25 protein-coding genes are annotated in these 25,761 nt (G+C 42.0%); 15 read left to right on the top strand and 10 right to left on the bottom strand.

Annotated features, from left to right (window positions below; translation table 11 throughout):
* Positions 1–53: 53 nt before the first annotated feature.
* Positions 54–695 (top strand): hypothetical protein, encoded by a 642-nt coding sequence (locus ACO06Y_RS15025; protein WP_422079804.1) that lies wholly within the window; start codon positions 54–56, stop codon positions 693–695.
* A gap of 9 nt (positions 696–704) precedes the next feature.
* Here ACO06Y_RS15025 and glyA read toward each other — a convergent pair whose 3' ends face one another.
* The gene (gene glyA / locus ACO06Y_RS15020) at positions 705–1,982 is read right to left on the bottom strand and encodes a serine hydroxymethyltransferase (protein ID WP_422079803.1); all 1,278 of its coding nucleotides are present in this window, start codon (positions 1,980–1,982) and stop codon (positions 705–707) included.
* Between the two features lie 111 nt (positions 1,983–2,093).
* On the opposite strand from glyA, the gene fahA reads away from it, so the two are divergent.
* Positions 2,094–3,383 (top strand): fumarylacetoacetase, encoded by a 1,290-nt coding sequence (gene fahA, locus ACO06Y_RS15015; protein ID WP_422079802.1) that lies wholly within the window; start codon positions 2,094–2,096, stop codon positions 3,381–3,383.
* Between the two features lie 116 nt (positions 3,384–3,499).
* Entirely contained in the window at positions 3,500–4,687 is a 1,188-nt protein-coding gene (locus ACO06Y_RS15010; protein ID WP_422079801.1) for a hypothetical protein, read from the top strand.
* 31 nt (positions 4,688–4,718) lie between these two features.
* On the opposite strand, the gene ytxJ is transcribed toward ACO06Y_RS15010, so the two are convergent.
* Positions 4,719–5,114: a bacillithiol system redox-active protein YtxJ gene (ytxJ, locus tag ACO06Y_RS15005; protein WP_422079800.1), complete on the bottom strand. Its 396-nt coding sequence runs from the start codon at positions 5,112–5,114 to the stop codon at positions 4,719–4,721.
* Between the two features lie 168 nt (positions 5,115–5,282).
* On the opposite strand from ytxJ, the gene clpB reads away from it, so the two are divergent.
* Positions 5,283–7,883: an ATP-dependent chaperone ClpB gene (gene clpB / locus ACO06Y_RS15000; RefSeq protein ID WP_422079799.1), complete on the top strand. Its 2,601-nt coding sequence runs from the start codon at positions 5,283–5,285 to the stop codon at positions 7,881–7,883.
* Positions 7,884–8,002: 119 nt separating this feature from the next.
* A complete protein-coding gene (locus tag ACO06Y_RS14995) occupies positions 8,003–8,599 on the top strand; it encodes a TetR family transcriptional regulator C-terminal domain-containing protein (protein WP_422079798.1) in 597 nt (198 codons plus the stop codon).
* Positions 8,600–8,610: 11 nt separating this feature from the next.
* Here the strand turns inward: ACO06Y_RS14995 and ACO06Y_RS14990 are convergent, their stop codons facing one another.
* Positions 8,611–10,323: a PorP/SprF family type IX secretion system membrane protein gene (locus ACO06Y_RS14990; protein ID WP_422079797.1), complete on the bottom strand. Its 1,713-nt coding sequence runs from the start codon at positions 10,321–10,323 to the stop codon at positions 8,611–8,613.
* A gap of 205 nt (positions 10,324–10,528) precedes the next feature.
* Between ACO06Y_RS14990 and ACO06Y_RS14985 the strand changes: the two genes are divergently transcribed.
* Complete coding sequence (locus ACO06Y_RS14985; protein WP_422079796.1) at positions 10,529–11,083, top strand: SixA phosphatase family protein; 555 nt, start codon at positions 10,529–10,531, stop codon at positions 11,081–11,083.
* On the opposite strand, the gene ACO06Y_RS14980 is transcribed toward ACO06Y_RS14985, so the two are convergent.
* A complete protein-coding gene (locus ACO06Y_RS14980; protein ID WP_422079795.1) occupies positions 11,055–11,807 on the bottom strand; it encodes a DUF6503 family protein in 753 nt (250 codons plus the stop codon). The genes ACO06Y_RS14985 and ACO06Y_RS14980 overlap by 29 nt on opposite strands.
* A gap of 117 nt (positions 11,808–11,924) precedes the next feature.
* Between ACO06Y_RS14980 and smpB the strand changes: the two genes are divergently transcribed.
* On the top strand, positions 11,925–12,386 hold the full coding sequence (smpB, locus tag ACO06Y_RS14975) for an SsrA-binding protein SmpB (RefSeq protein WP_422079794.1): 462 nt from the start codon (positions 11,925–11,927) through the stop codon (positions 12,384–12,386).
* A 28-nt stretch (positions 12,387–12,414) separates the two neighbouring features.
* On the opposite strand, the gene ACO06Y_RS14970 is transcribed toward smpB, so the two are convergent.
* Positions 12,415–13,056, bottom strand: a complete 642-nt coding sequence (locus ACO06Y_RS14970; RefSeq protein WP_422079793.1) for a protein-L-isoaspartate(D-aspartate) O-methyltransferase — start codon at positions 13,054–13,056, stop codon at positions 12,415–12,417.
* Between the two features lie 163 nt (positions 13,057–13,219).
* On the opposite strand from ACO06Y_RS14970, the gene ACO06Y_RS14965 reads away from it, so the two are divergent.
* The 8 genes from ACO06Y_RS14965 to ACO06Y_RS14930 all read left to right on the top strand — a co-directional run bounded on the left by ACO06Y_RS14965 (position 13,220) and on the right by ACO06Y_RS14930 (position 20,745).
* Complete coding sequence (locus ACO06Y_RS14965) at positions 13,220–14,179, top strand: Gfo/Idh/MocA family protein (RefSeq protein WP_422084185.1); 960 nt, start codon at positions 13,220–13,222, stop codon at positions 14,177–14,179.
* A gap of 81 nt (positions 14,180–14,260) precedes the next feature.
* Positions 14,261–15,148, top strand: coding sequence for a 3-hydroxyacyl-CoA dehydrogenase family protein (locus ACO06Y_RS14960; protein WP_422079792.1), 888 nt, complete (start codon positions 14,261–14,263; stop codon positions 15,146–15,148).
* 6 nt (positions 15,149–15,154) lie between these two features.
* Complete coding sequence (locus tag ACO06Y_RS14955) at positions 15,155–16,390, top strand: DUF1015 domain-containing protein (protein WP_422079791.1); 1,236 nt, start codon at positions 15,155–15,157, stop codon at positions 16,388–16,390.
* Positions 16,391–16,412: 22 nt separating this feature from the next.
* Entirely contained in the window at positions 16,413–17,072 is a 660-nt protein-coding gene (locus tag ACO06Y_RS14950; RefSeq protein WP_422079790.1) for a YggS family pyridoxal phosphate-dependent enzyme, read from the top strand.
* Positions 17,073–17,124: 52 nt separating this feature from the next.
* A complete protein-coding gene (locus ACO06Y_RS14945; RefSeq protein WP_422079789.1) occupies positions 17,125–18,495 on the top strand; it encodes an exonuclease domain-containing protein in 1,371 nt (456 codons plus the stop codon).
* Positions 18,496–18,498: 3 nt separating this feature from the next.
* Positions 18,499–19,335 (top strand): ion transporter, encoded by an 837-nt coding sequence (locus tag ACO06Y_RS14940; RefSeq protein ID WP_422079788.1) that lies wholly within the window; start codon positions 18,499–18,501, stop codon positions 19,333–19,335.
* A complete protein-coding gene (miaA, locus tag ACO06Y_RS14935; RefSeq protein ID WP_422079787.1) occupies positions 19,335–20,255 on the top strand; it encodes a tRNA (adenosine(37)-N6)-dimethylallyltransferase MiaA in 921 nt (306 codons plus the stop codon). Before ACO06Y_RS14940 ends, miaA begins: the two co-directional genes overlap by 1 nt.
* Entirely contained in the window at positions 20,248–20,745 is a 498-nt protein-coding gene (locus ACO06Y_RS14930) for a gluconokinase (protein WP_422079786.1), read from the top strand. Before miaA ends, ACO06Y_RS14930 begins: the two co-directional genes overlap by 8 nt.
* A gap of 52 nt (positions 20,746–20,797) precedes the next feature.
* Here ACO06Y_RS14930 and ACO06Y_RS14925 read toward each other — a convergent pair whose 3' ends face one another.
* The 5 genes from ACO06Y_RS14925 to ACO06Y_RS14905 all read right to left on the bottom strand — a co-directional run bounded on the left by ACO06Y_RS14925 (position 20,798) and on the right by ACO06Y_RS14905 (position 25,727).
* Positions 20,798–21,508: a response regulator transcription factor gene (locus ACO06Y_RS14925; protein ID WP_422079785.1), complete on the bottom strand. Its 711-nt coding sequence runs from the start codon at positions 21,506–21,508 to the stop codon at positions 20,798–20,800.
* Between the two features lie 6 nt (positions 21,509–21,514).
* Positions 21,515–23,095, bottom strand: coding sequence for a sensor histidine kinase (locus ACO06Y_RS14920; RefSeq protein ID WP_422079784.1), 1,581 nt, complete (start codon positions 23,093–23,095; stop codon positions 21,515–21,517).
* A gap of 82 nt (positions 23,096–23,177) precedes the next feature.
* Positions 23,178–23,762: a dephospho-CoA kinase gene (gene coaE, locus ACO06Y_RS14915; RefSeq protein WP_422079783.1), complete on the bottom strand. Its 585-nt coding sequence runs from the start codon at positions 23,760–23,762 to the stop codon at positions 23,178–23,180.
* The gene (locus tag ACO06Y_RS14910) at positions 23,759–24,715 is read right to left on the bottom strand and encodes a YbbR-like domain-containing protein (RefSeq protein ID WP_422079782.1); all 957 of its coding nucleotides are present in this window, start codon (positions 24,713–24,715) and stop codon (positions 23,759–23,761) included. Before ACO06Y_RS14910 ends, coaE begins: the two co-directional genes overlap by 4 nt.
* A 1-nt stretch (position 24,716) precedes the next feature.
* The gene (locus ACO06Y_RS14905; protein ID WP_422079781.1) at positions 24,717–25,727 is read right to left on the bottom strand and encodes a glycosyltransferase; all 1,011 of its coding nucleotides are present in this window, start codon (positions 25,725–25,727) and stop codon (positions 24,717–24,719) included.
* Positions 25,728–25,761: the final 34 nt, after the last annotated feature.

The raw sequence follows: 25,761 nt of genomic DNA, 5'->3' as shown, positions 1-25,761 counted from the left end.
CCAATGGGTAAAAAGTAACTTTGATAGTGTAAGTTTCTTTTTTCCAATTGCATATGTCGTTATATCTGGATAATTTTAAGGATAACCCCCACTTTAAATTCAACAAGCATTTTCAAATCCGGGGACTGAAATCGTTTCAAAACGATTTGGAAAAGCACTTTTTTTCAAAAGCAGGAGTCTGTAATTACACTTCCGATAAAAACGAATCCCTGTTGGCCATTGAATTGAACTGCAACCTGGCCTTGGTAGAACTGTTGTTTTATTTTAACCGGGGGGATTGGGGAAAGGACGGATTCCTTACCGCGAATTTGAAGAATCTGGCCAAAATCAATGGCATATTAGTGGACGTAGATGAACTTTCCATTCACCTCAAGGATACTTCCATTGTCATTAATAGGATTTACAACCAAAGCATAGCCCAGCAATTTGAAAATATCCTTACCGAGATAGCACATCACTATGTGCATTTTACCAAGGGACTATCCGAGGTACCTTACGAAATATTTGTTCCGGTATTTGAGGAGACCAATTTGGAAGCCAATACCTCGTTTCTGAATATGGCACATGGAAACAACTCCAAGAACGATTATTTTAGGTATTGGGGTGTCTATTACCTGTCCCAGAACGATCCTTCCATCTATGATCTGGATAGTTTATCGTTGATTTCGGGCGATCTATATATGCTCAACCACTAAAAAGGGGTTTTAGGAGGCATTGAACAATGACCTTCCGTGCATCAGTGCGTGTACTTTTTCCGTTACTTTCTCTATTTTTTTCCCGTCTTCAGGGTTCAAAATAACCGCATCTATAAGATCTACAATAGTGGCCATATCATTTTCCTTTAGGCCTCTAGTGGTAATTGCAGCTGTACCAAATCGTATTCCGGAGGTCACGAACGGAGATTTATCATCAAAGGGTACCATGTTTTTATTTGCGGTGATGTCTGCCTGTACCAAAGCCTTCTCTGCATCTTTGCCCGTAATATTCTTGTTCCGTAAGTCAATGAGCATCATATGGTTGTCCGTTCCACCTGAAATAATGTGATAGTCCCTGGCCACAAAAGCTTCCGCCATGGCTGCCGCGTTTTTCTTGACTTGGAGCATATAATGCAAAAATGAATCGGACAATGCCTCTCCAAAGGCAATAGCCTTGGCCGCAATGATATGTTCCAAAGGGCCGCCTTGATTTCCAGGAAATACCGCCAAATCCAGAAGGCCCGACATTTTCCTAAGATTTCCATTTTTTAATCGGATCCCAAAGGGATTCTCAAAATCATTTCCCATAAGGATCAACCCGCCCCGAGGGCCACGTAATGTTTTATGGGTAGTAGTAGTAACAATATGGCAATGTGGAATGGGGTCGTTTAAAATACCCTTGGCAATCAATCCCGCAGGATGTGCAATATCCGCCAATAAAAGCGCATTTACGCTATCCGCTATTTCCCTAAATCGTTTAAAGTCCATGTCCCTGGAGTATGCGGACGCCCCGGCAATGATCATCTTGGGTTTTTCGCGATTCGCTATTTCCTGTATCTGATCATAATCCAATCTTCCGGTCTCTTTATCAACCCCATAAAAGACAGGATTGTACAAACGACCTGAAAAATTTACCGGAGAACCATGGGTAAGATGTCCTCCATGTGAGAGATCAAAGCCTAATATGGTATCACCTGGTTTTAAACAGGCATGATATACCGAGGCGTTGGCCTGTGACCCGGAATGCGGTTGGACATTGGCGTACACAGCTCCAAAAAGTTCCTTGGCCCTGTCAATGGCCAATTGTTCAATTTGATCCACCACTTCGCAACCCCCGTAATAGCGTTTTCCAGGATACCCTTCGGCGTACTTATTGGTCAGCACCGATCCAGCAGCCTCCATGACCTGTGGACTGGTAAAGTTTTCCGAAGCGATCAGCTCAATTCCATTGAGCTGACGTTCCTGTTCGGCCTGAATCAGCTTAAAAACCTGGTCGTCTCGTTGCATAATGACATCGTTTGTTAAATGAGGCGTAAAAATACAAATTGCCCCTTGTTCAAGTGCATAAAATAATATATTTGATAGAGAATTTATTAAACGTAAATTAACAATTGAACTATGCCTACTAAAACCAATGACCCGAACAAAAAAACGTGGTTGCCCGTACCCCGGAACTCGGATTTTCCTATCCAGAACATTCCCTTTGGTGTTTTTCTGACCCGGGACGATATCATTACCATTGGTACGCGAATCGGGGATTACGCCATTGACCTTGGTGCGTTACACCAATTGGGGTATTTTGAAGGTATTCCATTGACGGATGATATTTTTTTGCAGGACACCCTGAATGATTTCATCTCTGATGGAAAAAAAACCTGGCGATCTGTACGCAACCGAATCGGTGAGATTTTTGACGTGGGCAACCAAGCATTGCAACATAATGAAGACCATAAAAAAATAGTCCTTTTTTCCATGGAAGAGGTAGAAATGAAATTGCCGGTTCAAATTGGCGATTATACGGACTTTTATTCCAGCAAGGAACATGCTACCAATGTGGGAAGTATGTTCCGTGATCCGGAAAATGCGCTTCTACCCAACTGGCTACACCTCCCTGTGGCCTACCATGGAAGAAGCTCTACTATTGTACCCAGTGGAACACCAGTGCGGCGACCCTTGGGACAGACCTACCCCAAAGGAGCGGACACCCCCGTTTTCGGACCTTCGAAGCTAGTGGATTTTGAACTGGAAATGGCTTTTATAACCACGGATGCCAATGTATTGGGAGAACCCATTCCGATTGAGGAAGCGGAAGATTATATCTTTGGCCTGGTCCTTTTCAACGATTGGAGTGCTAGGGACATACAAAAATGGGAGTATGTACCTTTAGGTCCTTTCCTGGCCAAGAATTTTGTATCCTCCATATCGCCATGGATCGTCACCCTGGATGCCTTGGAACCCTTTAGGTTACAAAGTCCGGAACAGGATCCCGAACCTCTACCTTATTTGAGACAGCGTGGCAACCACAGTTTTGATATAACCTTGGAGGTGGACCTTACCCCGGACAAGGGTACGCCAACTACGGTTACCCGATCCAACTTTAAGTATATGTATTGGACCATGGCACAACAGATGGCCCACCATACCGTTAACGGCTGTAAGGTAAACAGTGGCGATATGATGGGGAGTGGTACAATTTCCGGGCCTAGTCCGGATTCCTACGGTTCCTTACTGGAATTGGCCTGGCAAGGTACCAAACCGGTTAAGTTAAAGGACGGTTCCGAAAGAAGATTCATTGAGGACAATGACACGGTCACGTTACGGGGTTATTGTCAAAAGGAAGGAATCCGGATCGGTTTTGGGGAAGTATCCACCCGCTTACTTCCTGCCTTGGATTACAAAGGGAAATAAAAGTTCCGGCTAGGCTTTTGAACGAATCTATACGATAGTTCGTCGTTTTACGTTAGAACTAAAAGTCGTTTTGGCACGGCTGTTGGATTTAACCAGAAAACGATAAAAACAAAGCCATGAAAAAATCTATACTATATTCTGCGATTTTAGTCGTATTCGTAGCCTGTAGTGGGGTTAAGAAGACACAAAAGGCTATCAATTCCGGCAACTACTACAATGCCATAAACAATGCCATCCAGAATTTATCACAGAACAAGACCAAGAAGAGCCATCAACCCTTTGTCATTTTATTGGAGGAGGCCTTTCAAAAAAATACGGAGCGCGAATTGGCCCATATCGACTTTCTAAGGAAAGAGGGAAATCCGGCCAATTATGAGTCCATTTATAAGGGATACAACAGCTTAAAGGACATTCAACAACGTATAAGACCTTTATTGCCCTTGGTTATCCAAGAAGAGAACCGGCAGGCCCAATTTTCCTTTAAAAACTATGATGATAAGATTATCGCGGCGAAGGAAAAATTATCGGACTATTTGTACCATAATGCATCTACGCTCTTAACCAACGCGACCCAGAAACAGGATTTTCGAAATGCCTATGAGGATTTTCGCTATCTATCCGAAATAAATCCCGGATACAAGGATCATAAAGAGAAGATGGAAGAGGCCTATGCCAAAGGGCTGGATTATGTAAAAGTGGATATGGTAAACCATACCGATCAGATAATTCCCGCCAAATTGGAAGAGGAATTGCTCAACTTTAATACCTATGGCCTTAACAATCAGTGGACGGAATATCATACCAATCATTTACCTCAAATACGGTATGATTATACAATGGATGTGGCCTTGCGGGAAATCAACATATCCCCGGAACAGGTAAGCGAAAAACAGATTATCAAGGAAAAACAGATCAAGGATGGCCAGGAGTTTCTGCTGGACCGAAACGGGAATGTGGTAAAGGATAGTCTGGGAAATAAGATCAAAATCGATAAATTCCGGACTGTACGTTGTAATTTTTATCAATTTACCCAGTTCAAGACCGCCCAGGTTGTGGGCATGGTAAGCTTTACGAATCTGCATACCAAACAGCAGGTGAATTCCTATCCCCTCTCCAGTGAATTTGTCTTTGAGCATATCTATGCCAATTACGATGGGGATCGGAGAGCCCTGGAAAATGATCTGGTCGCATTACTGGATCTGGCCGCCATACCTTTTCCCACCAATGAACAAATGGTGTATGATGCCGGAGAGGATTTAAAATCGAGATTAAAATTCATACTCACACAACAACGCTTCAATTAACAACAAAGCCCGGCATTATGGCCGGGCTTTTTTATACAAATCTTTCCAAGTCCAATTCGTTGATGGCCCCGTGGGAATCATGGGCAACCGTTACTCCATTTCGTATGACCAAAATTTGGGGCGATTGGTGCATTACCTGAAACCTATAGCCCACTTCGTCGGATACTTGCCGATACGCATGTAAATCAAGAAAATAGAAATCCATAGGATACTTTGAAGCATCCAAATTCCTCCCGAACATATTCAAGACCATTCGGCTGATGCCACATGTTGTGGAGTGCTTAAAAATCACTTGAGATCGCCTATGCGAGTTTTCCTCGATTTCGTTCAATTGATCCAAAGAAACAAGGGGAATCCACCGAATTGAATTTTCTACACCATTTGTCCCCTTTTGTTCACTTCCGAATAAGTCCTTGAAAAATCCCATTTTGCTATTCTATTTTGAAAAACTAGTTTATGGCAGTAAAACACGAAACTGCCGAAATGTCTTGTATTTACTGGTGTTTACCGCCATTTTGTCCGGCGGCGACCATTGGTAAGGTTATTGACCTAAGGTTTTCAAAAATACATATAAACCCTAAAAATATTACGATATATGAACTTTAATAATTTCACCATAAAATCTCAGGAAGCCCTGCAACGTGCCCAACAATTGGCTCAGGCCATGGGCCATCAGCAGATAGAGAATGAGCATATTTTCAAGGCCATTTCAGAAGTTGAAGAGAATGTATTGCCCTTTATCCTCAAGAAGCTGAACGTTAACGTTTCTATGCTAAATCAAATTCTTGAAAAAGAACTGGAGAGCTTTCCAAAGGTTTCCGGAGGCGACATTATGCTTTCCCGTGAGGCTGGAAAAACGATAAACGAGGCCAGTATTGTTGCCCAAAAAATGGAGGACGAATTCGTCTCCTTGGAACATATGCTATTGGCCATTTTTAAATCCAAAAGTAAAATTTCACAAATACTAAAAGATCAAGGGGTATCCGAAAAAGATTTGAAATCGGCCATTGAAGAACTTCGGAAAGGCGGGAAGGTCACCTCACAAAGTGCGGAGGACACCTATAACTCGCTGGACAAATACGCACGGAATCTCAATCAATTGGCGGACAACGGAAAACTAGATCCTGTAATTGGTCGGGACGAGGAAATTCGGCGTATCCTCCAGATCTTATCGCGAAGGACAAAGAACAATCCCATGTTGGTAGGCGAGCCCGGTACGGGCAAAACCGCCATTGCGGAGGGTCTTGCACACCGGATCATACAGGGCGATGTGCCCGAAAATCTAAAGGACAAAGTAATCTATTCCTTGGATATGGGTGCTTTAATCGCCGGGGCCAAATATAAAGGCGAATTTGAGGAACGGCTGAAATCCGTTATTAAGGAAGTGACCTCCTCCGATGGGAATATCGTACTTTTTATTGACGAAATCCATACCCTCGTCGGTGCCGGTGGTGGACAAGGTGCCATGGACGCCGCCAATATCCTAAAGCCAGCTTTGGCCAGAGGGGAACTACGGGCCATAGGAGCCACCACCCTAGATGAATATCAAAAATATTTTGAAAAGGACAAAGCTTTGGAGCGAAGGTTCCAAAAGGTCATGGTATACGAACCCGATACGGAAAGTGCCATTTCCATTCTTCGCGGTATCAAAGAAAAGTATGAAGCGCACCACAAGGTACGCATCAAGGACGAAGCCGTTATTGCCGCTGTTGAACTTTCGCAACGCTATATTACAAATCGATTTTTGCCGGACAAGGCCATTGACCTAATGGACGAATCCGCCTCCAAACTCCGGATGGAAATCAATTCCAAACCTGAGGAATTGGATGTGTTGGATCGAAAAATAATGCAACTGGAAATCGAAATCGAAGCCATTAAGCGGGAAAATGACAAGGCCAAGTTAAAATCATTGAACATTGACCTGGCCAACCTGAAAGAGGAACGCAATGAAATCTTTGCCCAGTGGGAAAGTGAAAAAAGTGTTGTGGACAATATCCAAAAGACCAAAAAGGATATTGAGGACTATAAACTGGAGGCCGAACGTGCCGAGCGTAATGGCGACTATGGTAAAGTGGCCGAGCTACGTTATGGAAAAATAAAGGAGGCCCTAGAAAGATTGGAAAAATTGCAAAACGAACTTCAGGAGCAACAGCAATCGGACACTTTGATCAAGGAGGAGGTAACCCAAGAGGATATTGCCGAGGTCGTGGCCAAGTGGACCGGAATTCCCGTAACCAAAATGCTACAGAGCGAACGGGAGAAATTGTTGAAGTTGGAGAAAGTCCTACATAAACGTGTAGTTGGACAAGAAGAGGCCATACAGGCGGTTTCCGATGCCATCCGTAGAAGTAGGGCGGGATTGCAAGATGCCAAAAGGCCCATTGGATCGTTCTTATTCTTGGGCACGACAGGAGTGGGAAAAACCGAGTTGGCCAAAACTTTGGCCGAATATTTATTTGACGACGAAAATGCCATGACCCGTATTGATATGAGCGAATATCAGGAACGACATTCGGTAAGTCGATTGGTCGGGGCGCCTCCCGGATATATAGGCTATGATGAAGGGGGACAGTTAACAGAGGCTGTTAGACGTAGGCCCTACTCTGTAATATTGTTGGATGAAATAGAAAAAGCACATCCGGATACCTTTAATATATTATTGCAGGTTCTAGATGAAGGAAGGCTAACGGACAATAAAGGACGTGTAGCCGATTTTAAGAATACGATCATCATTATGACCAGCAATATGGGAAGCCATATTATTCAGGAAAAATTTGAGGACAATCCGGACATCTATAGTGCTACGGAGGCGGCCCGCATAGAAGTGCTTGGACTGTTGCGTAAGACCATCCGTCCCGAATTTTTGAACCGTATAGACGATATCATTATGTTCACTCCATTGAATATGGAAAACATTGTAGAAATCGTAAGGCTTCAGTTGGACCATTTAAAGAAGATGATTGCCAAGCAGCATATCACCATTGATGCCACGGACGAGGCCATTACTTATCTGGCCCAAAAGGGATATGACCCACAATATGGGGCTAGACCCATAAAGAGGGTTATCCAGAAAGAAGTACTCAACAATCTGTCAAAGGAATTGTTAAGTGGCCAAATAAAGGCAGATAGTGTCGTTTTGATCGATTCATTTGACGACACCCTCGTCTTTAGAAACCAGGATCAGCTGGTAGGATAGGATTTGATACATACAAATTAAAGGTCGGTCTCCAAAGTATTTATGGGGACCGACCTTTTTTATCAACATATATACCATACAGTATGTAGTTTTTTTATATTCGTATAAAATTGATTGCCATGACCACCAAAGCCGAAAGAACCACTGCCTACATCATAGAGACCGTTGCACCTATCTTTAACAAATTGGGCTATGTAGGTACCAGTATGAGCGATCTTACCGAGGCTACAGGGCTTACAAAAGGGGCGCTTTACGGGAACTTCGAAAACAAGGAAGCACTGGCTTTGGCGGCTTTTGAATACAATCGTGGCAAATTGCTTTCATCCGTAGAGCAGCATCTTAACATAGAAGGGGCATCGTTGGAAAAAATTTTCAACCTTTTAAAATTCTATAGAAATTACGACGTATATACCATGGATATGGGCGGATGCCCAATTCTCAATGTTGGTGTGGATGCGCAGCACAACAATACCCTTTTAGCCGCTGCCGCAAAAGAAACCATAAAGGAAATTGAAGGAAAAATTGCATTGGTGCTTGAAAATGGAATTAAGGGAAATCAATTGAATCTTCCAGTGACCCCATTGCAATTCGCCAAGCAATTATTTACGATGTTGCAAGGTGCCATCGCCATGTCCACAATAACCAGGGACCGGAAATATTTGGTAAATACCGTGGCTTACCTGGAAGTTCTCATACACAGGGAAATTAAAAAATAATTCCTCTACGTTTAATTGCCCACAACCCTAAAAATCCAGGTTTTATCCGGATATTTTCCATCAAAATTACTATCCCTGGCATTTCGCGCCTCGTTCATAGTATTATAACGTTCCAAGTAAACGTAGTTATAGTTGTTCCTGGCCCTAACGAATGATTTTGGCGCAAGACCCCGGTTCTGCAGATCCTTCATGAAGGCCTCATAGTATTTTTTTGTTCCGAATACGTTGGTAATAAGATAATAACCCGGTTCCAGGTCGCCCTCTGCCCGGACTTCCTCATATTTTTCACCGGCCTTTGGTTTATCCTGTTCTTCTTGTTGGGCCACTTGATCTTGTTCAATTTGTTTTTGGGCAGCCTCGGCTTCAGCAATTTTTATACTTTCCAAGGAATCCTTCTCTCTTTGTTGTCGAAGTTTTTGGACCGCTGCCAACGCCTCGGCGCGTCTAACGTCATTAATGGAATCCAGTTTTCGTTGCTGCTCATCCCTTGCCTTGGCCAAGTCTTCTTCTTGCTTGGCTTGTTCAATAGCTGCTTTTTTACGTTCTTCCTCAAGTCTAGCTGCCTCCGCCAACGCTTCTCTCTCCCTTTTGGCAGCCGTTAGGGAATCGCGTCGTTGTTGTTTTGCCAATGCCCTCTCTTGGGCGGCCAATTCCCTTGCCTCCCTCTTGGCCTGTTTTTGTTCGGCCCTTTCAGCAGCTTCCTCTTGTTTGGCAATTGCTTCGGCCTTCTCGATTTCCTCCTTGGTTTCTTCCTCGGTAATCAATTCTTCTTGCTTCGGTTCCTCTTCCTCTTCCAAGAAACGTATTTTACGGCGCTCCTCAGGTTTTCCTATAAAATACGAAGCTACAAACTCAAAGGACGGATCTTCGGAACTAATGGCCGAGTTCGTCCCAAATTCTACCAGGGCCCCTACAGAAAATCTTTTAAAAAAAGTTCCTCCCCCTCCAAGGGAAATTCCATAAAAGTTGTTGTAACCCATTTGTGCCCAATAGGCCGTCTTGCTAAGAAGAACATTAAGACCTACTTGGTTCTCAAGTTCCGGTATGGTGCGCAAATACAGTAATGGTCTAAGAAAAGCCGTGGGATCCCTACTAATACCTATCGGTATATCATAAGAGACCATTCCCATATAAATCTTATCGGCCGGAACCGTGTTTCTACCCTTGTCCGTAAAGTTGTAATCAAAAAGGTTTTCCGAGGCCAGGCCAAAAGAAAAATTTTCGACCGACAACCGGACTCCGGGAGCCAATTGCAAGATAAAATCCGTTGAGGGTTGTAATATCGGTATAGGGATATCCGGATCTATCTGAAAGCGGTCATCCGCCAGCTCTTGCTGGAATCCAAAAAGGTTAAACCCAAAACCAAGGCGTATAAGGGCGTTCAATTTTATCTCCTGGGCATAATTTAGAATCCCTCCGGTATTAAAAAAGATACCGGTATTATGTTGAAAAAATGCAACACTTGCCGCTGAGGATTCATTAATCTTTCGGGTATAATTCAAAAACAAGGTCGTGGGGTCGGCATCTATACTTTGCCACTGCCAACGCGTCCATAAGGAAACGGACTGCGGATTATTACGATCTAGGGAAAAAGCCGGATTAAAAAAACTGGAATTATACTCGGTTAAATTATGCTGTCGAAAATCCACCGGGAGGGAGACCTCCTGTGAACGGGCGAAAAAAAAAGTTACTATAATTAGAAAAGGGGTGCCAAGTTTAATCATACGCAAAAAAACAAAAAACTGACTGGTTTACATACTATTTAGCGGTAATTTTAGTTACAGTAAAAAGAAAATTTCCCTCAAGGGGAAAACCCAATACTTTGGTTCTGGGGCAAAAACGATAAAAATTATACGGGGCGACATGGACAAAGTGTGGGTATTACTTACTTTTTCCGGGGCTATCAACATAAAACAATCAAGCCAATAGATGAAACCGATCAAATTAGTATCGACATTAGTTATACTCTTCCTTTTCTTAGGCTGTAAAGAAGATAAAACCGCATCCGAGGAATTTTATTCGAATCAGGGTATATCTACTTTTTACTTTATCCGCCATGCGGAAAAGGATCGTTCAAATCCGGATAACATCGATCCCGAACTCAATCAAAAAGGTTTGGGACGTGCCATGCATTGGGCCGAGATACTGGATGATGTTGCTTTGGATGCCATTTATACCACCGACTATGAGAGGGCAACCATGACTGCTGCACCGACATCGGTAAAGCAAGACATCATAATGCAGTACTATGTTCCTGAAGAAATCAATATTGAGCAGTTCAAGGTGGATAATCTCAACAAGAAAGTCCTAGTTGTAGGTCACAGCAATACTACGCCCCAATTTGTAAATCTTATGATAGGGCAAGACAAATATGGGCCTATGGACGATTACGACAATGGAAGTATGTACATCGTACAAATTATAAATGGTACCGCAACCGACATGCGATTACAGTTTAATTGTAATTGTCCGGAAGGACGGTAATATTCTTCAATTCTATTTGGGACAATAGTTCCAATTGATCGGCCATAAACAGGCTATCCATTTCCTGAACCACAACACCTTGATCAAAAGGTTTATAATTATTGTAGTCAACAAAACGTATGCCGTTTACATAACGTTCGTTATAAGCCTCTCTAAAACGTTTACCTCCACCGTCCACATGAAACTCATAAGCTAGATAATCTGGTTTCAAGGTAGTAACATTAAACCAGTACACATAGGTATCATCATAATCATCACCCCCTCCTTCCTTGTCAAAGGTCACCTCTATCTCATAGTAGTCTTTCCCTTTGATCCGTGACCGACCCAAATATTTCTTATTTACCGCTGAGTCATTAAGACCATAGGGCAAATAGGCAAAGTAGTGAACGGAATTGACGGAATTGGCGTATTTAGTTGCCATGGAATCAGGAATGGATATCAGGCTGTCGTTGACGAAACGTTGAAATCCGTTATATTGTTTAATATCCAAAACCGTATTGGAATCTATTTGGGAAATCCGCTTTAAAACTTTCCGTCCATCATGGCGCTCCATTGTGTAAGACCTATCCCTAAAGTCAAAGGAGATAGCGCTTTTTTTGTACGCCTCCCCCCCACTTACCTTAATGCTTGCATCCACAATTTCCTGAGCGGAAAGCTCCGTTTTGGCCTTTTGCCCGCACGCCAGGATGATGCTGATACAAAACAAAACGATTCCCTTGTTCATACGATGATATTATGATACTATGGTACGTAAATATGCACCAATCTTACAAAATAATAGGGAAGTATCCCTTTTTTGCCGGATTGTTGTACGAATTATTGTTCTTATTTTTGTGATTCCATGCAACAGAACATCAATATAAAGAATAAAAGAGCACGTTTTGAGTATGAATTCTTGGATACCTATACCGCCGGAATTGTACTTTCGGGTACGGAGATAAAGTCCATCCGACAAAGCAAGGCTTCTATTTCCGAGAGTTTTTGCGAGTTTAATGACCGGGGCGAGCTTTTTGTAATCAATATGCAGATTGATGAATACTCGCACGCCTCCCATTTTAATCATCGTCCAAAAGCAGAAAGAAAGCTTTTACTGAACAAAAGGGAACTCAAAAAATTGGAAAAGGAAGTGAAGACTTCGGGCTTGACCATAATTCCGCTAAAACTTTTTCTAAATGATAGAGGGCTCGCCAAACTACAAATTGCCCTGGCCAAGGGTAAAAAGCTTTATGACAAACGGGAAACCATTAAGGATAGGGACAACAAAAGAGACCTAGACCGAATCAAAAAGAATTTTAACCGCTGAACAACGGAGTCGCATCTATCGAACAATATCAGTTTTTATCCTCCAATAACGGAACAAACCGAAACGAGCCGTATTCTTTTTTTTCAAATTCCTTTTCGGATTTTCTTCTATATACCGTCATAATCTGCTCATCAACTCCTACAGGTATCACTAGTCTGCCGCCAACCTTTAATTGGGACATGAGTGCCTTAGGTACCTCCGGGGCCCCTGCGGTTACGATGATACCGTCAAACGGGGCTTCTTCCGACAGGCCTTTGTATCCATCGCCAAAAATGAACTTTTTGGGACGATATCCCATCTTTTTGAAGAAAATATTGGTCTTTTTAAAAAGGGTCAATTGACGCTCTATGGTAAAAACCTTTGCCTTTAAATGGATGAGAACAGCGGTCTGGTAACCACTTCCCGTGCCTATTTCAAGGATTTTTTGATTGGGCCGAATTTTCAACAATTCGGTTTGAAATGCCACGGTATATGGCTGTGAGATGGTTTGTCCGGCAGCAATGGGAAAAGCCTTGTCCTGATAGGCATGCCCTTCAAAACCGCTGTCCATGAACAAATGTCTGGGGATGGCACGAATGGCATCCAGCACTTTTTGATCCTTGATGCCCTTGGCGACCAGAACATCCGCTAATTGGTTGCGCATTCCCTTATGCTTTAAGGTATCCTTCAATGGTTTGGTTTTATAAAACGAATTTAGAACGGAAAATATCAATATCCAAGTTCCAAATTCCAATTCTCCTTTCCACATAAATATTCCGACATAGAAACACAAAGACCCTACAACAAATCGTTAAACTCACAAACTATCCTTACTTTTGAAAAAATTAAAACATATGCTCAAAGTCGGTGTTTTGGGAGCGGGACATTTAGGAAAAATACACCTGCGATTACTCAATGAATCCTCTAAATATGAGTTGATAGGCTTTTATGATCCCGATGTTATGAACGGGGAAAAAGTGGCCACGGAATTTGGTTATTCCTATTTTGAAAACATGAAAGCCCTTATGGATACCGTAGATGTGGTGGATATCGTTACCCCGACCCTTTCCCATTACGAATGTGCCAAAAAAGCAATGGAAAAAGGCAGGCATGTGTTTATTGAAAAACCGATTACCAATACTTTGGAGGAGGCCCAGGAACTAATGGCACTGGAGAAAAAGTTCAATGTAAAGGGGCAGGTAGGGCACGTAGAGCGGTTTAATCCGGCCTTTACGGCAGTAAAGGAAAAAATAAAGGATCCGATGTTCATTGAAACCCATCGGTTGGCCGAATTTAATCCCAGGGGCACCGATGTACCGGTGGTACTTGATCTAATGATACATGATATTGATGCCATTCTTAGCGTAGTGGACTCAAAAGTAAGCCAAATTAATGCCAGTGGCGTATCCGTAATAAGTCATTCCCCGGATATTGCCAACGCACGTATTGAATTTGAAAACGGGTGTGTGGCCAACCTGACGGCTAGTCGGATTTCATTGAAAAACATGAGGAAATCCCGTTTTTTCCAAAGGGATGCTTACATTTCCGTTGACTTTTTGGAAAAAAAGGTCGAGGTAGTAAAGATGAAGGACGCACCAAAGACCCCGGGACAATTTGATATGATCCTACAAAATGCTGAAGGGGAAAAAAAGCAAATTTACTTTGAGAATCCTGAAATTCAGGCGAACAATGCCATTTTGGACGAATTGGAGACCTTTGCAGATGCTATAAATTCGGATAGTGTTCCCATAGTCACCTTACAGCAGGGAACACAGGCATTGCAGGTAGCATTACAAGTAATCGAGTGCTTCTAGGAATATCTATCTTCCCTAGGGCGAGAAGTAAAAATTGGATGTCTCGGAATCAAAAAAAATTTTTAAATACATACCACTATCATGAGTAAGATAGCAGTCATAGGTTCGGGGACCATGGGAAATGGAATCGCCCATGTGTTTGCCCAAAATGGAAGTCAGGTAAATCTAGTGGATATTTCCGAGGATGCCCTACAGAAAGGGCTTGTGACCATATCCAAAAATTTGGATCGAATGGTTGCCAAGGAAAAAATCGATGAGAAAACAAAGAGGGCTACCCTAAACAACATTAGCTCCCATACTTCGCTTATTGATGGAATACAGGATAGTGACATAGTAATCGAAGCCGCTACGGAGAACTTGGAAGTTAAACTCAAAATCTTCAAAGATCTTGATGTGAACTGCAATCCAAATACGATTTTGGCGACCAATACCTCCTCCATATCCATTACCCAAATCGCCGCTGTTACCAGCAGACCAGATAAGGTTATCGGGATGCATTTTATGAACCCCGTGCCCATTATGCCCTTGATAGAAATAATTCGGGGTTACAACACCTCGGATGCTACAACCGATACGGTGATGGAGCTTTCAAAACGATTGGGGAAAACACCGGTGGAGGTAAACGACTATCCCGGATTTGTGGCCAATCGTATCCTCATGCCTATGATCAATGAAGCTATAGAAACCCTATTCAATGGAGTGGCCGGGGTAAGGGAAATCGATAAGGTAATGAAGTTGGGAATGGCACATCCCATGGGCCCTTTGGAGTTGGCCGATTTTATTGGATTGGATGTGTGCCTGTCTATTCTGAACGTTATCTATGATGGGTTCAAAAACCCAAAATATGCGCCCTCTCCCCTATTGATCAATATGGTGACCGCAGGAAAATTAGGTGTAAAATCCGGGGAAGGATTCTACAATTATTTGGAATCGCGAAAGGCGGAAATAGTTTCCCCTCAATTTAAATGAACCCAAATGGCAATAGTAAAACCCTTTAAGGCCATACGCCCCGCCAAGGATAAGGCCCCATTTGTGGCTTCTCGATCATACCAGGAATACTCCAAAAAAGAACTGGAAGCCGTGTTGAGCTTCAATCCGTTTTCCTTTTTGCACATTATCAATCCCGGGTACAAGTTTGACAAAAGGGTTTCCGGCCCCAAGCGTTTTAAGTTGGTATACAACCGATATTTGGAATTCCTGGAAGACAATATCTTTTTAAAGGACGCGAGGGATAGTTTCTATCTGTACGAGGTTAAAAAAGATAGTTTTCAGTGTTGCGGGCTCTTTTGCGCCACCAGTGTTGAAGATTATCAAAACGATATCATCAAAAAACACGAAGATACCATCCGTCCCCGGGAAGAATTGTTCGCCAACTATTTGGAAACTGTGAAATTCAACGCGGAACCCGTTTTGATGACCTATAGGGACCATGAAACTATTTCGGAAATCATAACACGTGAAAGACGGGCCGAACCTGAATACCACTTTACTACAACGGATAAGGTCACCCACAGATTATGGGTCATTTCCGAAACGAAAACGGTGAACCAACTGGAAGATGCATTCACCAAGCTAAAGACCCTGTACATTGCCGATGGGCACCATAGAAGTGCCTCATCCGGTCTTTTGGCCAAAACGTCCAGGGAAAATAATCCAAACCATACCGGAAAGGAGCCTTATAATTATTTTATGAGCTATCTAATTCCGGAATCCGAAATCAAGATCTATGAATTTAATCGTATGGTCAAAGATTTGAATGGGTTGACCAAAAAGGAATTTCTTATACGGCTGGATGGTCTTTTTAGAATCGAAAACAAGGGAAACACCCTATACAGGCCCACAAAAAAGCATCATTTTAGCATGTATTTGGACGGGGAGTTTTACTCACTCTACCTTCGGAAAAAGGTGTATCGTTTTACCGATGCCTTGAGTAAACTGGATACCCAAATTCTGTTCAAGACGGTTTTGGGGCCCATTTTGAACATTAAGGATTTACGGAACGATAAGCGTATTCGATATGGCTACGGAAAGCACAATATTATCCATATGAAAGATGAAGTGGATCAAGGCAACTTTGCCGTAGGGTTCAGTCTGGTTCCCATAACCATGGACCAAATCAAGGCTATTGCCAATGCGGGCTTGACCATGCCGCCCAAAAGCACCTATATTGAGCCCAAACTGCGAAGTGGGCTTACCATTTATGAACTATAATTTCAATACTTTTCACTAGAAGATGTCCATAGGCGAAAATCTTAAACATATAAAGCATACGCTACCAGAAGATGTAACCTTGGTTGCGGTCTCCAAAACAAAGTCCATTTCCGAAATCAAGGAAGCTTATGACACAGGGCATACGGTCTTTGGCGAGAACAAAATTCAGGAAATGGTCCAAAAATGGGAAAGCATGCCCGAGGACATCCAGTGGCATATGATCGGACACGTACAACGGAACAAAGTCAAGTATATGGCGGAATTTGTCTCTTTGATCCATGGAGTGGACAGCGTAAGGTTGCTCCAGGAAATAGACAAAAGGGCCCAACAACATGATCGGGTGATAGAATGCCTTTTACAAATCCATATTGCCGAGGAGACTACCAAATTTGGATTGGATGCCGATGAACTGAACGAACTCATCCATTCGGATACATTTCATAAAATGAAAAATATCGCCATAACAGGGTTAATGGGCATGGCTACTTTTACGGATGATACAGACCAAGTTAGAAGGGAGTTCAGGCTGTTGAAAACACTTTTTGATACTACTCAAAAGGTGCTTCCCCACATTTCTGTTCTTTCCATGGGCATGAGCGGGGATTACAAAATAGCCATTGAAGAAGGTAGTACCATGGTACGTATAGGAAGTAGTATCTTTGGGGCGAGAAACGCACATTAAAGGATTTACAAGGTTAAATTTCCTTGAAGTTTCTGGAAAAACAATTTAATGCATGTATGCAGTTTTAGATATTGAGACCACAGGTGGCAAATACAATGAAGAGGGTATTACGGAAATCGCCATACATAAGTTTGATGGCCACCAGGTAGTGGACAAGTTCATTAGCTTGGTCAATCCGGAAAGGGAAATACAACCCTTTGTCGTAAACCTTACCGGCATCAATAACAAAATGCTTCGGACGGCCCCAAAATTTCACGAGGTGGCCAAGCGCATTGTGGAAATTACACAGGACAGTGTGTTGGTAGCCCATAATGCCCAATTCGATTACAGAATACTTCGAACCGAGTTCAGAAGGTTAGGCTATAACTTTGAACGTAAGACCTTATGTACCGTGGATTTGGCTAAACGACTCATACCCAATGCCGAATCACATAGTTTGGGCAAACTGGTGCGCTCTTTGGGGATTCCGGTCAGTGATAGACATCGGGCCAATGGGGATGCATTGGCCACTCTAAAGCTCTTTAAGGTATTGCTTTCCAAGGATATGGATAAATCCATACTCTCCCATGTGGTACGTTCGGAAACACAAGGGGAGCTTTCACCAAGACAATTGGATATCGTTGAGCAGATGCCTTCGGAAACCGGTATTTATTATATGTACAATAAGGAGGGGGAGCTTATATTTCTTGGGAAATCCAACAACATCAAAAAAAAGGTCAACCAGCACTTCATAAAAAACGGAGATAGGGCAAGACAAATTCAAAAAGAAACCAAAAAGGTAATCTTTGAAAAAACCGGGAGCGAATTGGTAGCCCTATTAAAGGAGAACGAAGAGTTAACTCGTAACAAGCCTAAGTATACCTACCACAAGAGACAAAAGTTGTTTTCCCATGCAGTCTATCAGGCCGTGGATGAAAGGGGTTATGTTACCCTAAAAGCGGCATCCCATACTTTTTCCAAAAAGGTGGTCACTACTTTTAATAGTTTTCAAGGAGCTCAGAATTTCATTCATCAAATCACTATTGAAAACGGACTATGTGATAAACTGAATGGCCTTCCCGAAGCTAAAAGCAAATGCAACGAATCCGGACAGACCTGTTGCAAAGGAGGCCATACCAGGAACAAGGAAGATGTTTTGGATTATAACAAGAGAGCCCGGCAGGCAATAGCAAAGTTTTCATTGGCGGGCAAAAATGTGGTTCTTGTGGACAAAGGAAGGGAAACAGGGGAATATAGTGCCATTCTTATAAAAAACGGAATCTTTCAGGGCTTGGGTTATTATGACCTAAACCATCAAATTAATAATATTCATATCTTAGAATCCATTATAACACCTATGAAGGGTGATGCGAATACCACCCACATCATAGAATCGTATCTCAGAAAAAAACGAGTTATAAAGATTTTGGACCTAAATTCTTGATGTTTGGAAAGCCAAAATACGGATAAGAACTGGAGGTATAAGCTTCATGCACTCATTTACGGAACACATACCCGTGCAGGTAAGTTATTCGATATAATCCTACTTGTAGTCATTGTCTATAGTATTATAGTGGTAATGTTGGAAAGTGTTCCCCGTTTTGATGTAAAATACCATAGGTTTTTGGATATCTCGGAGTGGGTAGTCACCATACTTTTTACCATCGAATACATTTTGCGTATTGTTTCCATAAAAAGGCCTTTCAAATACATTTTTAGTTTCTTTGGCATTGTAGACCTACTTTCCACCATTCCAAAATATCTGTCCTTTTTTCTGATAGGTTCGCAATATATTACCGCTTTTAGGGCTCTTCGTCTACTTCGGGTTTTTCGAATATTGAAGTTGGTACGATTTGTAGGGGAATCCAATAATCTTATCAGGGCGCTAAAGGCCAGCCGTACAAAAATATTCATCTTTGTTTTCTTTGTTCTGGTCATCTCTATCCTATTGGGTACTACTATGTATTTAATAGAGGGGCCCCAACACGGTTTTAACAGTATTCCCCATAGCGTTTACTGGACCATAGTAACCTTAACTACTGTAGGTTATGGGGATATATCCCCTGAAACTGGTCTTGGACAGGTTATTGCCACATTGATCATGATCATTGGTTATGGTATTATTGCGGTCCCCACAGGTATTGTTTCGGCAGAATATGCCTCCTCGAAAAAAAACCTCAAGAACGTGGACGAAGGTAGGTGTTGCCAAAATTGCAGTTCGGAAATCATGAGGAGCGATGCACGTTACTGCCGTGTATGTGGCTATAAATTAACGGATGATTAATGACCGGTAAATTTTTGATCAATGTCGTTGGACCTACGGCCATTGGAAAGACCAAAATGGCCATTGCCCTTGCCCAACATTTTAATACGGAAATCATTTCGGCGGATTCCAGGCAGTTCTATAAGGAAATGCATATAGGAACTGCAGTACCTTCTCGGGAAGAGTTAAATGCGGCACCACATCATTTTATACAATGTAAAAGCATTTTTGAATCCTATTCGGTAGGGGATTTTGAGCGGGATGCCTTATCGCTCTTGGAACAACTTTTCGCCCAAAAAAATACAGTCGTCATGGTAGGCGGAAGTGGATTGTACATCAATGCCGTGACCAAAGGCCTGGACAAATTTCCAGAGATAGCTCCGGAAATTCGCCAGAATCTAAACAAACGATTGGAAATTGAGGGCATTGAAGCGCTCCAAAAGCAATTAAAGCGATTGGATCCCTTATATTATTCCAATGTAGATCTTGAAAACCCTCATCGCCTTATACGCGCTTTGGAAGTTTGTATCGGAACGGGGAAACCCTACTCCTCGTTCTTAAAGGGAAAAAATCAAAAAAGATTCTTTTCTACAATAAATGTAGGGCTTCAGGCGGATAGAAAAGTGATTTATGATCGGATCGACCAACGGGTGGATCTCATGATGGAAGAAGGTCTTTTGGAGGAAGCTAAATCGTTGCATCCACATAAAAAAGAAAATGCCTTGCAAACCGTTGGATACAAGGAGCTTTTTAATCACCTTGAGGGTATGTGGGAATTGGATTTTGCCATAGCGGAAATAAAGAAGAATACCAGAAGATTTGCCAAAAGGCAACTTACCTGGTTTCGAAAGGATGAATCCATCCTATGGTTTCCCTATGATGGCGATGTGGACGGAGTGATTCGGTCTATAAAAGATAAAATGAAAAGCAGCAATGGCTAAAACTACGGTTTTGCTTGTTATGGGTGTATCGGGTTCAGGTAAATCCACAGTCGGTAAACTATTGGCTACCGAACTTAATGTCCCCTTTTTTGATGGAGATGACTATCATCCTGAGGAAAATGTGGCGAAAATGGCCGCAGGAAACCCGCTTAACGATACCGATAGAATCGGATGGCTAAAACGTATCAACACTTTGATAAAGGAAAATTTGAAATCGGGAGCCGTTATTGCCTGTTCGGCCTTAAAAGAGAGCTACCGTTCCGTAATCGCCAATGGTGTGCTGCAAAAGATCAGGTTTGTGTATTTAAAAGGTAGTTTTGAAGAAGTCCAGGATAGAATGCAAAAAAGAAAGGGACACTTTATGCCGACCGCATTATTAAAGTCCCAATTTGATACTTTGGAACCCCCGCAAAAAGCTATTTCAGTCTCCATACAACAAAGTCCATCGTCCATTGTTTTGGAGATTCTGGAACATATCGACCAAAATTAAAGGGGCCGACATTTAATGTCGGCCCCTTTAATTGATGGTATTACGGAGTTAATTAACTTTCAGTCTTTACGACCAACCGAAACCCTTCCCCATGAATATTCAATATTTCCACCGTATCGTCCAGTTTTAGATATTTTCGCAATTTGGCGATATATACATCCATGCTTCGGGAGGTGAAGTAGTTGTCATCCCTCCAAATCTTGGTCAAGGCCAATTCCCTGGGCATCAAATCATTTTCATGCAAGGCCAATAAACGCAATAATTCATTTTCTTTTGGAGACAGCTTTATGGCCTCTTCATCCTTAAATTTCAAGAACCTTAATTTCGAATTCAAATGAAAATTGCCTATTTGAAACTCAAACTTTTTGCTATCTGCCAACGAATTGGAAGCTTTTCTTTGAAGTATTGCTTTAAGTTTCATAAGAAGCACTTCAGAATCAAAAGGTTTGTTAAGGTAGTCGTCCGCACCGGCCTTGTACCCTTTTAGGACATCTTCCTTCATGGTTTTTGCGGTAAGAAAAACTATGGGCACGTTCTCGTTCTTTTCGCGTATTTCCTTGGCAAGTGTGAATCCATCCTTGTAGGGCATCATTACATCTAGGATGCAAACATCATAATTGTCTTTCTTGAATTTCTCAAAACCCTCCATCCCGTTTTTGGCCAAAGTCACGTCAAAATCGTTCATGGACAGGTAGTCCTTAAGAACAATCCCGAAATTCGGGTCGTCCTCGACCAAAAGTATTTTCTTATTTACTGTTTCCATAAGTTGTTAAATTAAAGGTAGTTTTATGTAGAAAATGCTTCCTTTTTCTTTTTCACTTTCCGCATAAACCTCACCTTGATGATCTTCAATTATTTTTTTTACATAAGCCAGACCTAAGCCATGTCCCTTTATATTGTGTATGTCCCCTGTATGTTCCCTATAAAATTTCTCAAAAACTTTTTTTAATACCGCCTTGCTCATTCCTGCACCCTGATCCTGAATTTTTACGATAATGAAGTTCTTTGCGACTTCCGTATACACATCTATTTTTGGTGCTTCCGGAGAATATTTAATGGCATTGTCCAAAATATTGACGACTACATTGGTAAAATGCACATCATTTGCAAGGACCTCCGTTCTATCAGCTTCTAAATGGGTATTTATATATCCTCCACGATCTGCTACAATAAGCTTTACATGTGCAATGGCCCTATGGATAATGTCGTGAACGTCGACCCTGTCCTTACTGATATCCAATTGGTTTTTTTCCAGTTTGGAGATACGAAGTACATTTTCCACTTGGGCGTGCATGCGTTTATTCTCGTCCCGTATCATTTGCAGGTAGCGCTGCACTTTTTCCTTGTCCTCAAATGCCTTGGGGTTTTTTATAGCCTCGACAGCCAGATTTATTGTGGCGATGGGCGTTTTAAACTCATGGGTCATATTGTTGATGAAATCCGACTTTATTTCAGAAATCTGTTTCTGTCGAATGAGTTGATATATTGCACTTGAGTAGGCCACTACGATAACCAGGGTAAACAACAACGATAAGATTGCCAATCCTAAAACAGACTGTATCAAAAATCGCTTCTTCTTGGGAAAGGATATCAAAAGGGAAAAATTGGAATTACCATCACTATCCTTGAATATAGGACTCTTATAAAATGTGCCTTCCTCAAACTTGAATTTTCTAGATCGCACCTTGGTAGGGAGCCCCTTACTGTACACCCCATATTCAAAGTCTATTTCCATACCGCGATTCCTTAGCTCGCGATCCAGAAGCAATTCTATCTCCTGTCTGGAAACCCTCTTATGAATTGGAACTTGCTTTGCGTACTGACTAAAAACATCTTCAAATTGGGCTCTTTCAATAGAGGACAACCCTCCTATTTTCTCCAATTTCTGAATAGGATTAAGCTTGTACTGCTTACCGTCCAAACCAAAGTCCTCTTTAAAAATGGTTTTGGTACGTTTGCTAGTATAGCTTTTAATCGTGGTGGTATCGTCGCCGTTACCATTGTCAAAGAACGTGGATGCTATGTTATAATCTTCCTCCAAGATACCATGGGAATAAAACAGTATCTCGTTGGAATTTATATCACGATCTATAAAAAAAATATTTCTAAGGTGAGACCCCTGGAGCTCCCCAATGCTATCTTTTTGGTTAAGGTACCTATCAAAATAATCCTTGGTTTCCCTTTCGGTTATTTTATCGGTTACCCTATTCAGTATTTCGCCAATAGTGTTGGAGAATTGTTCTTCCCTGTCCTCTACCGACCTTTTTATCCAAAATACCTGGACGAAGATTATCCCAATTAGAGATAGGCTCATTAGGATGACCAAAAGAACAAACAATCTCTTATTCATCTTCGGGTAAAATTAAATATTTAACAACTAGTATTTTGTACGTTTAACCTAACCTTAACAAAAATGTTAAAACGTTAAACTGTCAACTATTATCAAGGAGAAGGCGATGTATATCCTCAACTTTTAGGCGTGTTTCACTTAGATTTTCATTGTTCACGACAAAATCGGCCAAAGGGATTTTTTTCGAATCGGGCCATTGGTAGTTCATACGCTCCAAGATGTTTTCCCGCTGGGAACCATCCCTTTTCAAAATTCGATTTACACGTACTTCCTTTGGGGCTGTTACCAAAACAATTTTGTCATAAAAATCCTGATTTTTGTTTTCAAATATGATGGCCGCTTCCTGGATAACATAGGGGTATTTCTGTCTCCTTGCCCAGGAGATAAAACTTTTTCTCACCAATGGGTGGACAATACCATTGAGCTTTCTAAGCAGCCCTTCGTCCTTAAAAACTTTCTCCGCGATATAGGAACGATTCAGCTTTTCACCGGAATAGGCCTTGTCCCCCAAAAGTTCGGTTATCTCCTTTCGCGCCGTTTTGGACGAAACCATCATTTTTTTGGCCCGTTCATCCGAATTGTACACAGGCACTCCCAGCTCCTTGAACATCTGGGCAATGGTGCTTTTGCCACTTCCCATACCTCCTGTAAGACCAACAATCCTCATTCCCGTTTTAATATGAATTCCACTTCGGCCTCCAAAAGATTGGCACTATGGATATTCTCTGGTTTTTTCGATAATTGTAAAGAAAGCGTTTTCGCATTGTCCTCTTCTGTCAAACCGTAATCCGCAATGACCTGAAAGCTGGAATTTTCCAAATTCCTCAGCTCTTTGATCTTTGCTTTACATAAAATTGAGGCGCTATCCGGAAAAGTCCTGATTTGGGTCCCTTCCGGCAAGTTGATCACCTCTATGGGCACTTGGATCATTTTTTCCGAAAAACGTGCAACCTTACCCTTTATGGAAACGGACTCTGAAGAAAATGTGGTATACTTCAATTGCTCCGGCCTTATAATCATCGCTTTTTTGGCAAAATCGGTAGTAAGATCCTTCAAATCCAATTTTGAGCTCCTGACACTTTGAATAGTATCGATTTCTTCCCTGGGCCCTTTAATGGTTATTTTTTCCGGTCTTACCTCAAGATCGCCGTCCAACAAATAGTTCTGTACGAGATCTAATTTTATTTGGGGCTTTACCGGAACCTCCTTGGATTGGAGCTTAAGAAAATCGAAGAAAAGGGTATCCCTATCCATTTCCAAAAGGGTCATTGAGCCGGAAAGTTGCCTTTCGATTTGTCTGCGATACACTTCCTGTGGGATATAAGGCTTGGAGGTTATCCCGGCAACCTTGGATAAGTCGATCTTCACGGATTTATTCTTAAAGTTAAACCCAAGAAATTGAAATCCCACTGCCCTTAATTTTACATTCACCGTGTTCCTTGAAGCCTTATCCAACAAAAGGCTGTCCGGCACGTTCACATACTCCAAATTAAATACCGCATTGTGCACATAATTCTCAGACAGATTACTGATAAACCAGGCCAATCCCGAACAAAGCAAAAACAATAGGAATATTTTTACCTTTCGTTTCTTTAAGCTCCGCTTTATCTTATCTATCACCTTATTGATCTGTTTTAAAGAACAGTTTTGGGAAGAGTTCCCAAGGTTGCCGTTTGCTAAAATTAACCCAAATGGTCGACTTTAGAAAACCGTAGCCATAACCAAAGAACTGTATACAGACCGCCAATAGGGAAAGAAGGGCCACGAACAAGTTTTTCGTTTTTAGCAGTGCATCCAAAAAAAGCAATAGGAAATAAATGCCGTAGCATAGGATGGGAAGAAACAATCCAACTGCCATCAAAAGCAAGGACAGCAACAGACCTAAACCAAAAAGAGTGGGGAACCAATAGGTTATTTTAGCGGTCTTCGGGTGCCATTTGTTTAAAATGGGGCGAACCATTCCGAACTTGTTCACCTGTATATAGAATTTATTCCAATCGATTCGGCGTTTGTGATATACATAGGCATCCGGTATCAATTTTGTCCGGTACCCTTTGTTCCAAATGCGGATGGTAAGATCGGGATCCTCGCCCGGATGGATATTGCCAAATCCCCCCACATCTTCAAAGGCTTTCTTGGAAATTCCCATGTTAAAGCTTCTAGGCTGAAATTTGCCCAGACCTCTTTTGTTACCCCGTATTCCTCCTGTGCTCAAAATAGAGGTCATGGCATAGTTGATCGCTTTCTGTACCAAACTAAACGATTCATGGGCAGCATCCGGCCCACCGAAACAGTGCACAAACTCTTGCTGTAGCGATTTCTCAACTTCTTCCAAATACCCCGGCGGCAGAATGCAATCGGAATCCAGGATGATGAAATAGTCGCCTTTGGCCCTTTGCATCCCGTAATTGCGGGAATCCCCTGGTCCTGAATTTGTTTTTTCAAGATAGGAAATCGTAAGTCGGTCGCTGAACCCAAGTACCACATTTTTGGAATCCATCGTGGAACCATCCTCTACGATTACCACCTCAAAAGGTTTGATATAGGTCTGTTGCACCATACTCTCCAATAGCTCCTTTATTTCGTCCGGGCGATTGTAAACAGGGATTACAAAGGAAAATAAGAGGTTCATAGACGGATACTAAAAAAGCAAAAGCCATGCACTA

Source organism: Ulvibacterium sp. (genome assembly GCF_965228935.1).
In the GTDB taxonomy this organism is placed as follows: Bacteria; Bacteroidota; Bacteroidia; order Flavobacteriales; family Flavobacteriaceae; genus Ulvibacterium.
This window is presented reverse-complemented; position numbering and strand designations above follow the sequence as displayed.

What these genes read in the sequence shown, in the direction of transcription:
- ACO06Y_RS15025 (WP_422079804.1), top strand. Translation starts at nt 54, where the DNA reads ATGTCGTTATATCTGGATAATTTTAAGGATAACCCCCACTTTAAATTC.
- glyA (WP_422079803.1), bottom strand. Translation starts at nt 1,982, where the DNA reads ATGCAACGAGACGACCAGGTTTTTAAGCTGATTCAGGCCGAACAGGAA.
- fahA (WP_422079802.1), top strand. Translation starts at nt 2,094, where the DNA reads ATGCCTACTAAAACCAATGACCCGAACAAAAAAACGTGGTTGCCCGTA.
- ACO06Y_RS15010 (WP_422079801.1), top strand. Translation starts at nt 3,500, where the DNA reads ATGAAAAAATCTATACTATATTCTGCGATTTTAGTCGTATTCGTAGCC.
- ytxJ (WP_422079800.1), bottom strand. Translation starts at nt 5,114, where the DNA reads ATGGGATTTTTCAAGGACTTATTCGGAAGTGAACAAAAGGGGACAAAT.
- clpB (WP_422079799.1), top strand. Translation starts at nt 5,283, where the DNA reads ATGAACTTTAATAATTTCACCATAAAATCTCAGGAAGCCCTGCAACGT.
- ACO06Y_RS14995 (WP_422079798.1), top strand. Translation starts at nt 8,003, where the DNA reads ATGACCACCAAAGCCGAAAGAACCACTGCCTACATCATAGAGACCGTT.
- ACO06Y_RS14990 (WP_422079797.1), bottom strand. Translation starts at nt 10,323, where the DNA reads ATGATTAAACTTGGCACCCCTTTTCTAATTATAGTAACTTTTTTTTTC.
- ACO06Y_RS14985 (WP_422079796.1), top strand. Translation starts at nt 10,529, where the DNA reads ATGAAACCGATCAAATTAGTATCGACATTAGTTATACTCTTCCTTTTC.
- ACO06Y_RS14980 (WP_422079795.1), bottom strand. Translation starts at nt 11,807, where the DNA reads ATGAACAAGGGAATCGTTTTGTTTTGTATCAGCATCATCCTGGCGTGC.
- smpB (WP_422079794.1), top strand. Translation starts at nt 11,925, where the DNA reads ATGCAACAGAACATCAATATAAAGAATAAAAGAGCACGTTTTGAGTAT.
- ACO06Y_RS14965 (WP_422084185.1), top strand. Translation starts at nt 13,220, where the DNA reads ATGCTCAAAGTCGGTGTTTTGGGAGCGGGACATTTAGGAAAAATACAC.
- ACO06Y_RS14960 (WP_422079792.1), top strand. Translation starts at nt 14,261, where the DNA reads ATGAGTAAGATAGCAGTCATAGGTTCGGGGACCATGGGAAATGGAATC.
- ACO06Y_RS14955 (WP_422079791.1), top strand. Translation starts at nt 15,155, where the DNA reads ATGGCAATAGTAAAACCCTTTAAGGCCATACGCCCCGCCAAGGATAAG.
- ACO06Y_RS14950 (WP_422079790.1), top strand. Translation starts at nt 16,413, where the DNA reads ATGTCCATAGGCGAAAATCTTAAACATATAAAGCATACGCTACCAGAA.
- ACO06Y_RS14945 (WP_422079789.1), top strand. Translation starts at nt 17,125, where the DNA reads ATGTATGCAGTTTTAGATATTGAGACCACAGGTGGCAAATACAATGAA.
- miaA (WP_422079787.1), top strand. Translation starts at nt 19,335, where the DNA reads ATGACCGGTAAATTTTTGATCAATGTCGTTGGACCTACGGCCATTGGA.
- ACO06Y_RS14930 (WP_422079786.1), top strand. Translation starts at nt 20,248, where the DNA reads ATGGCTAAAACTACGGTTTTGCTTGTTATGGGTGTATCGGGTTCAGGT.
- ACO06Y_RS14925 (WP_422079785.1), bottom strand. Translation starts at nt 21,508, where the DNA reads ATGGAAACAGTAAATAAGAAAATACTTTTGGTCGAGGACGACCCGAAT.
- ACO06Y_RS14920 (WP_422079784.1), bottom strand. Translation starts at nt 23,095, where the DNA reads ATGAATAAGAGATTGTTTGTTCTTTTGGTCATCCTAATGAGCCTATCT.
- coaE (WP_422079783.1), bottom strand. Translation starts at nt 23,762, where the DNA reads ATGAGGATTGTTGGTCTTACAGGAGGTATGGGAAGTGGCAAAAGCACC.
- ACO06Y_RS14905 (WP_422079781.1), bottom strand. Translation starts at nt 25,727, where the DNA reads ATGAACCTCTTATTTTCCTTTGTAATCCCTGTTTACAATCGCCCGGAC.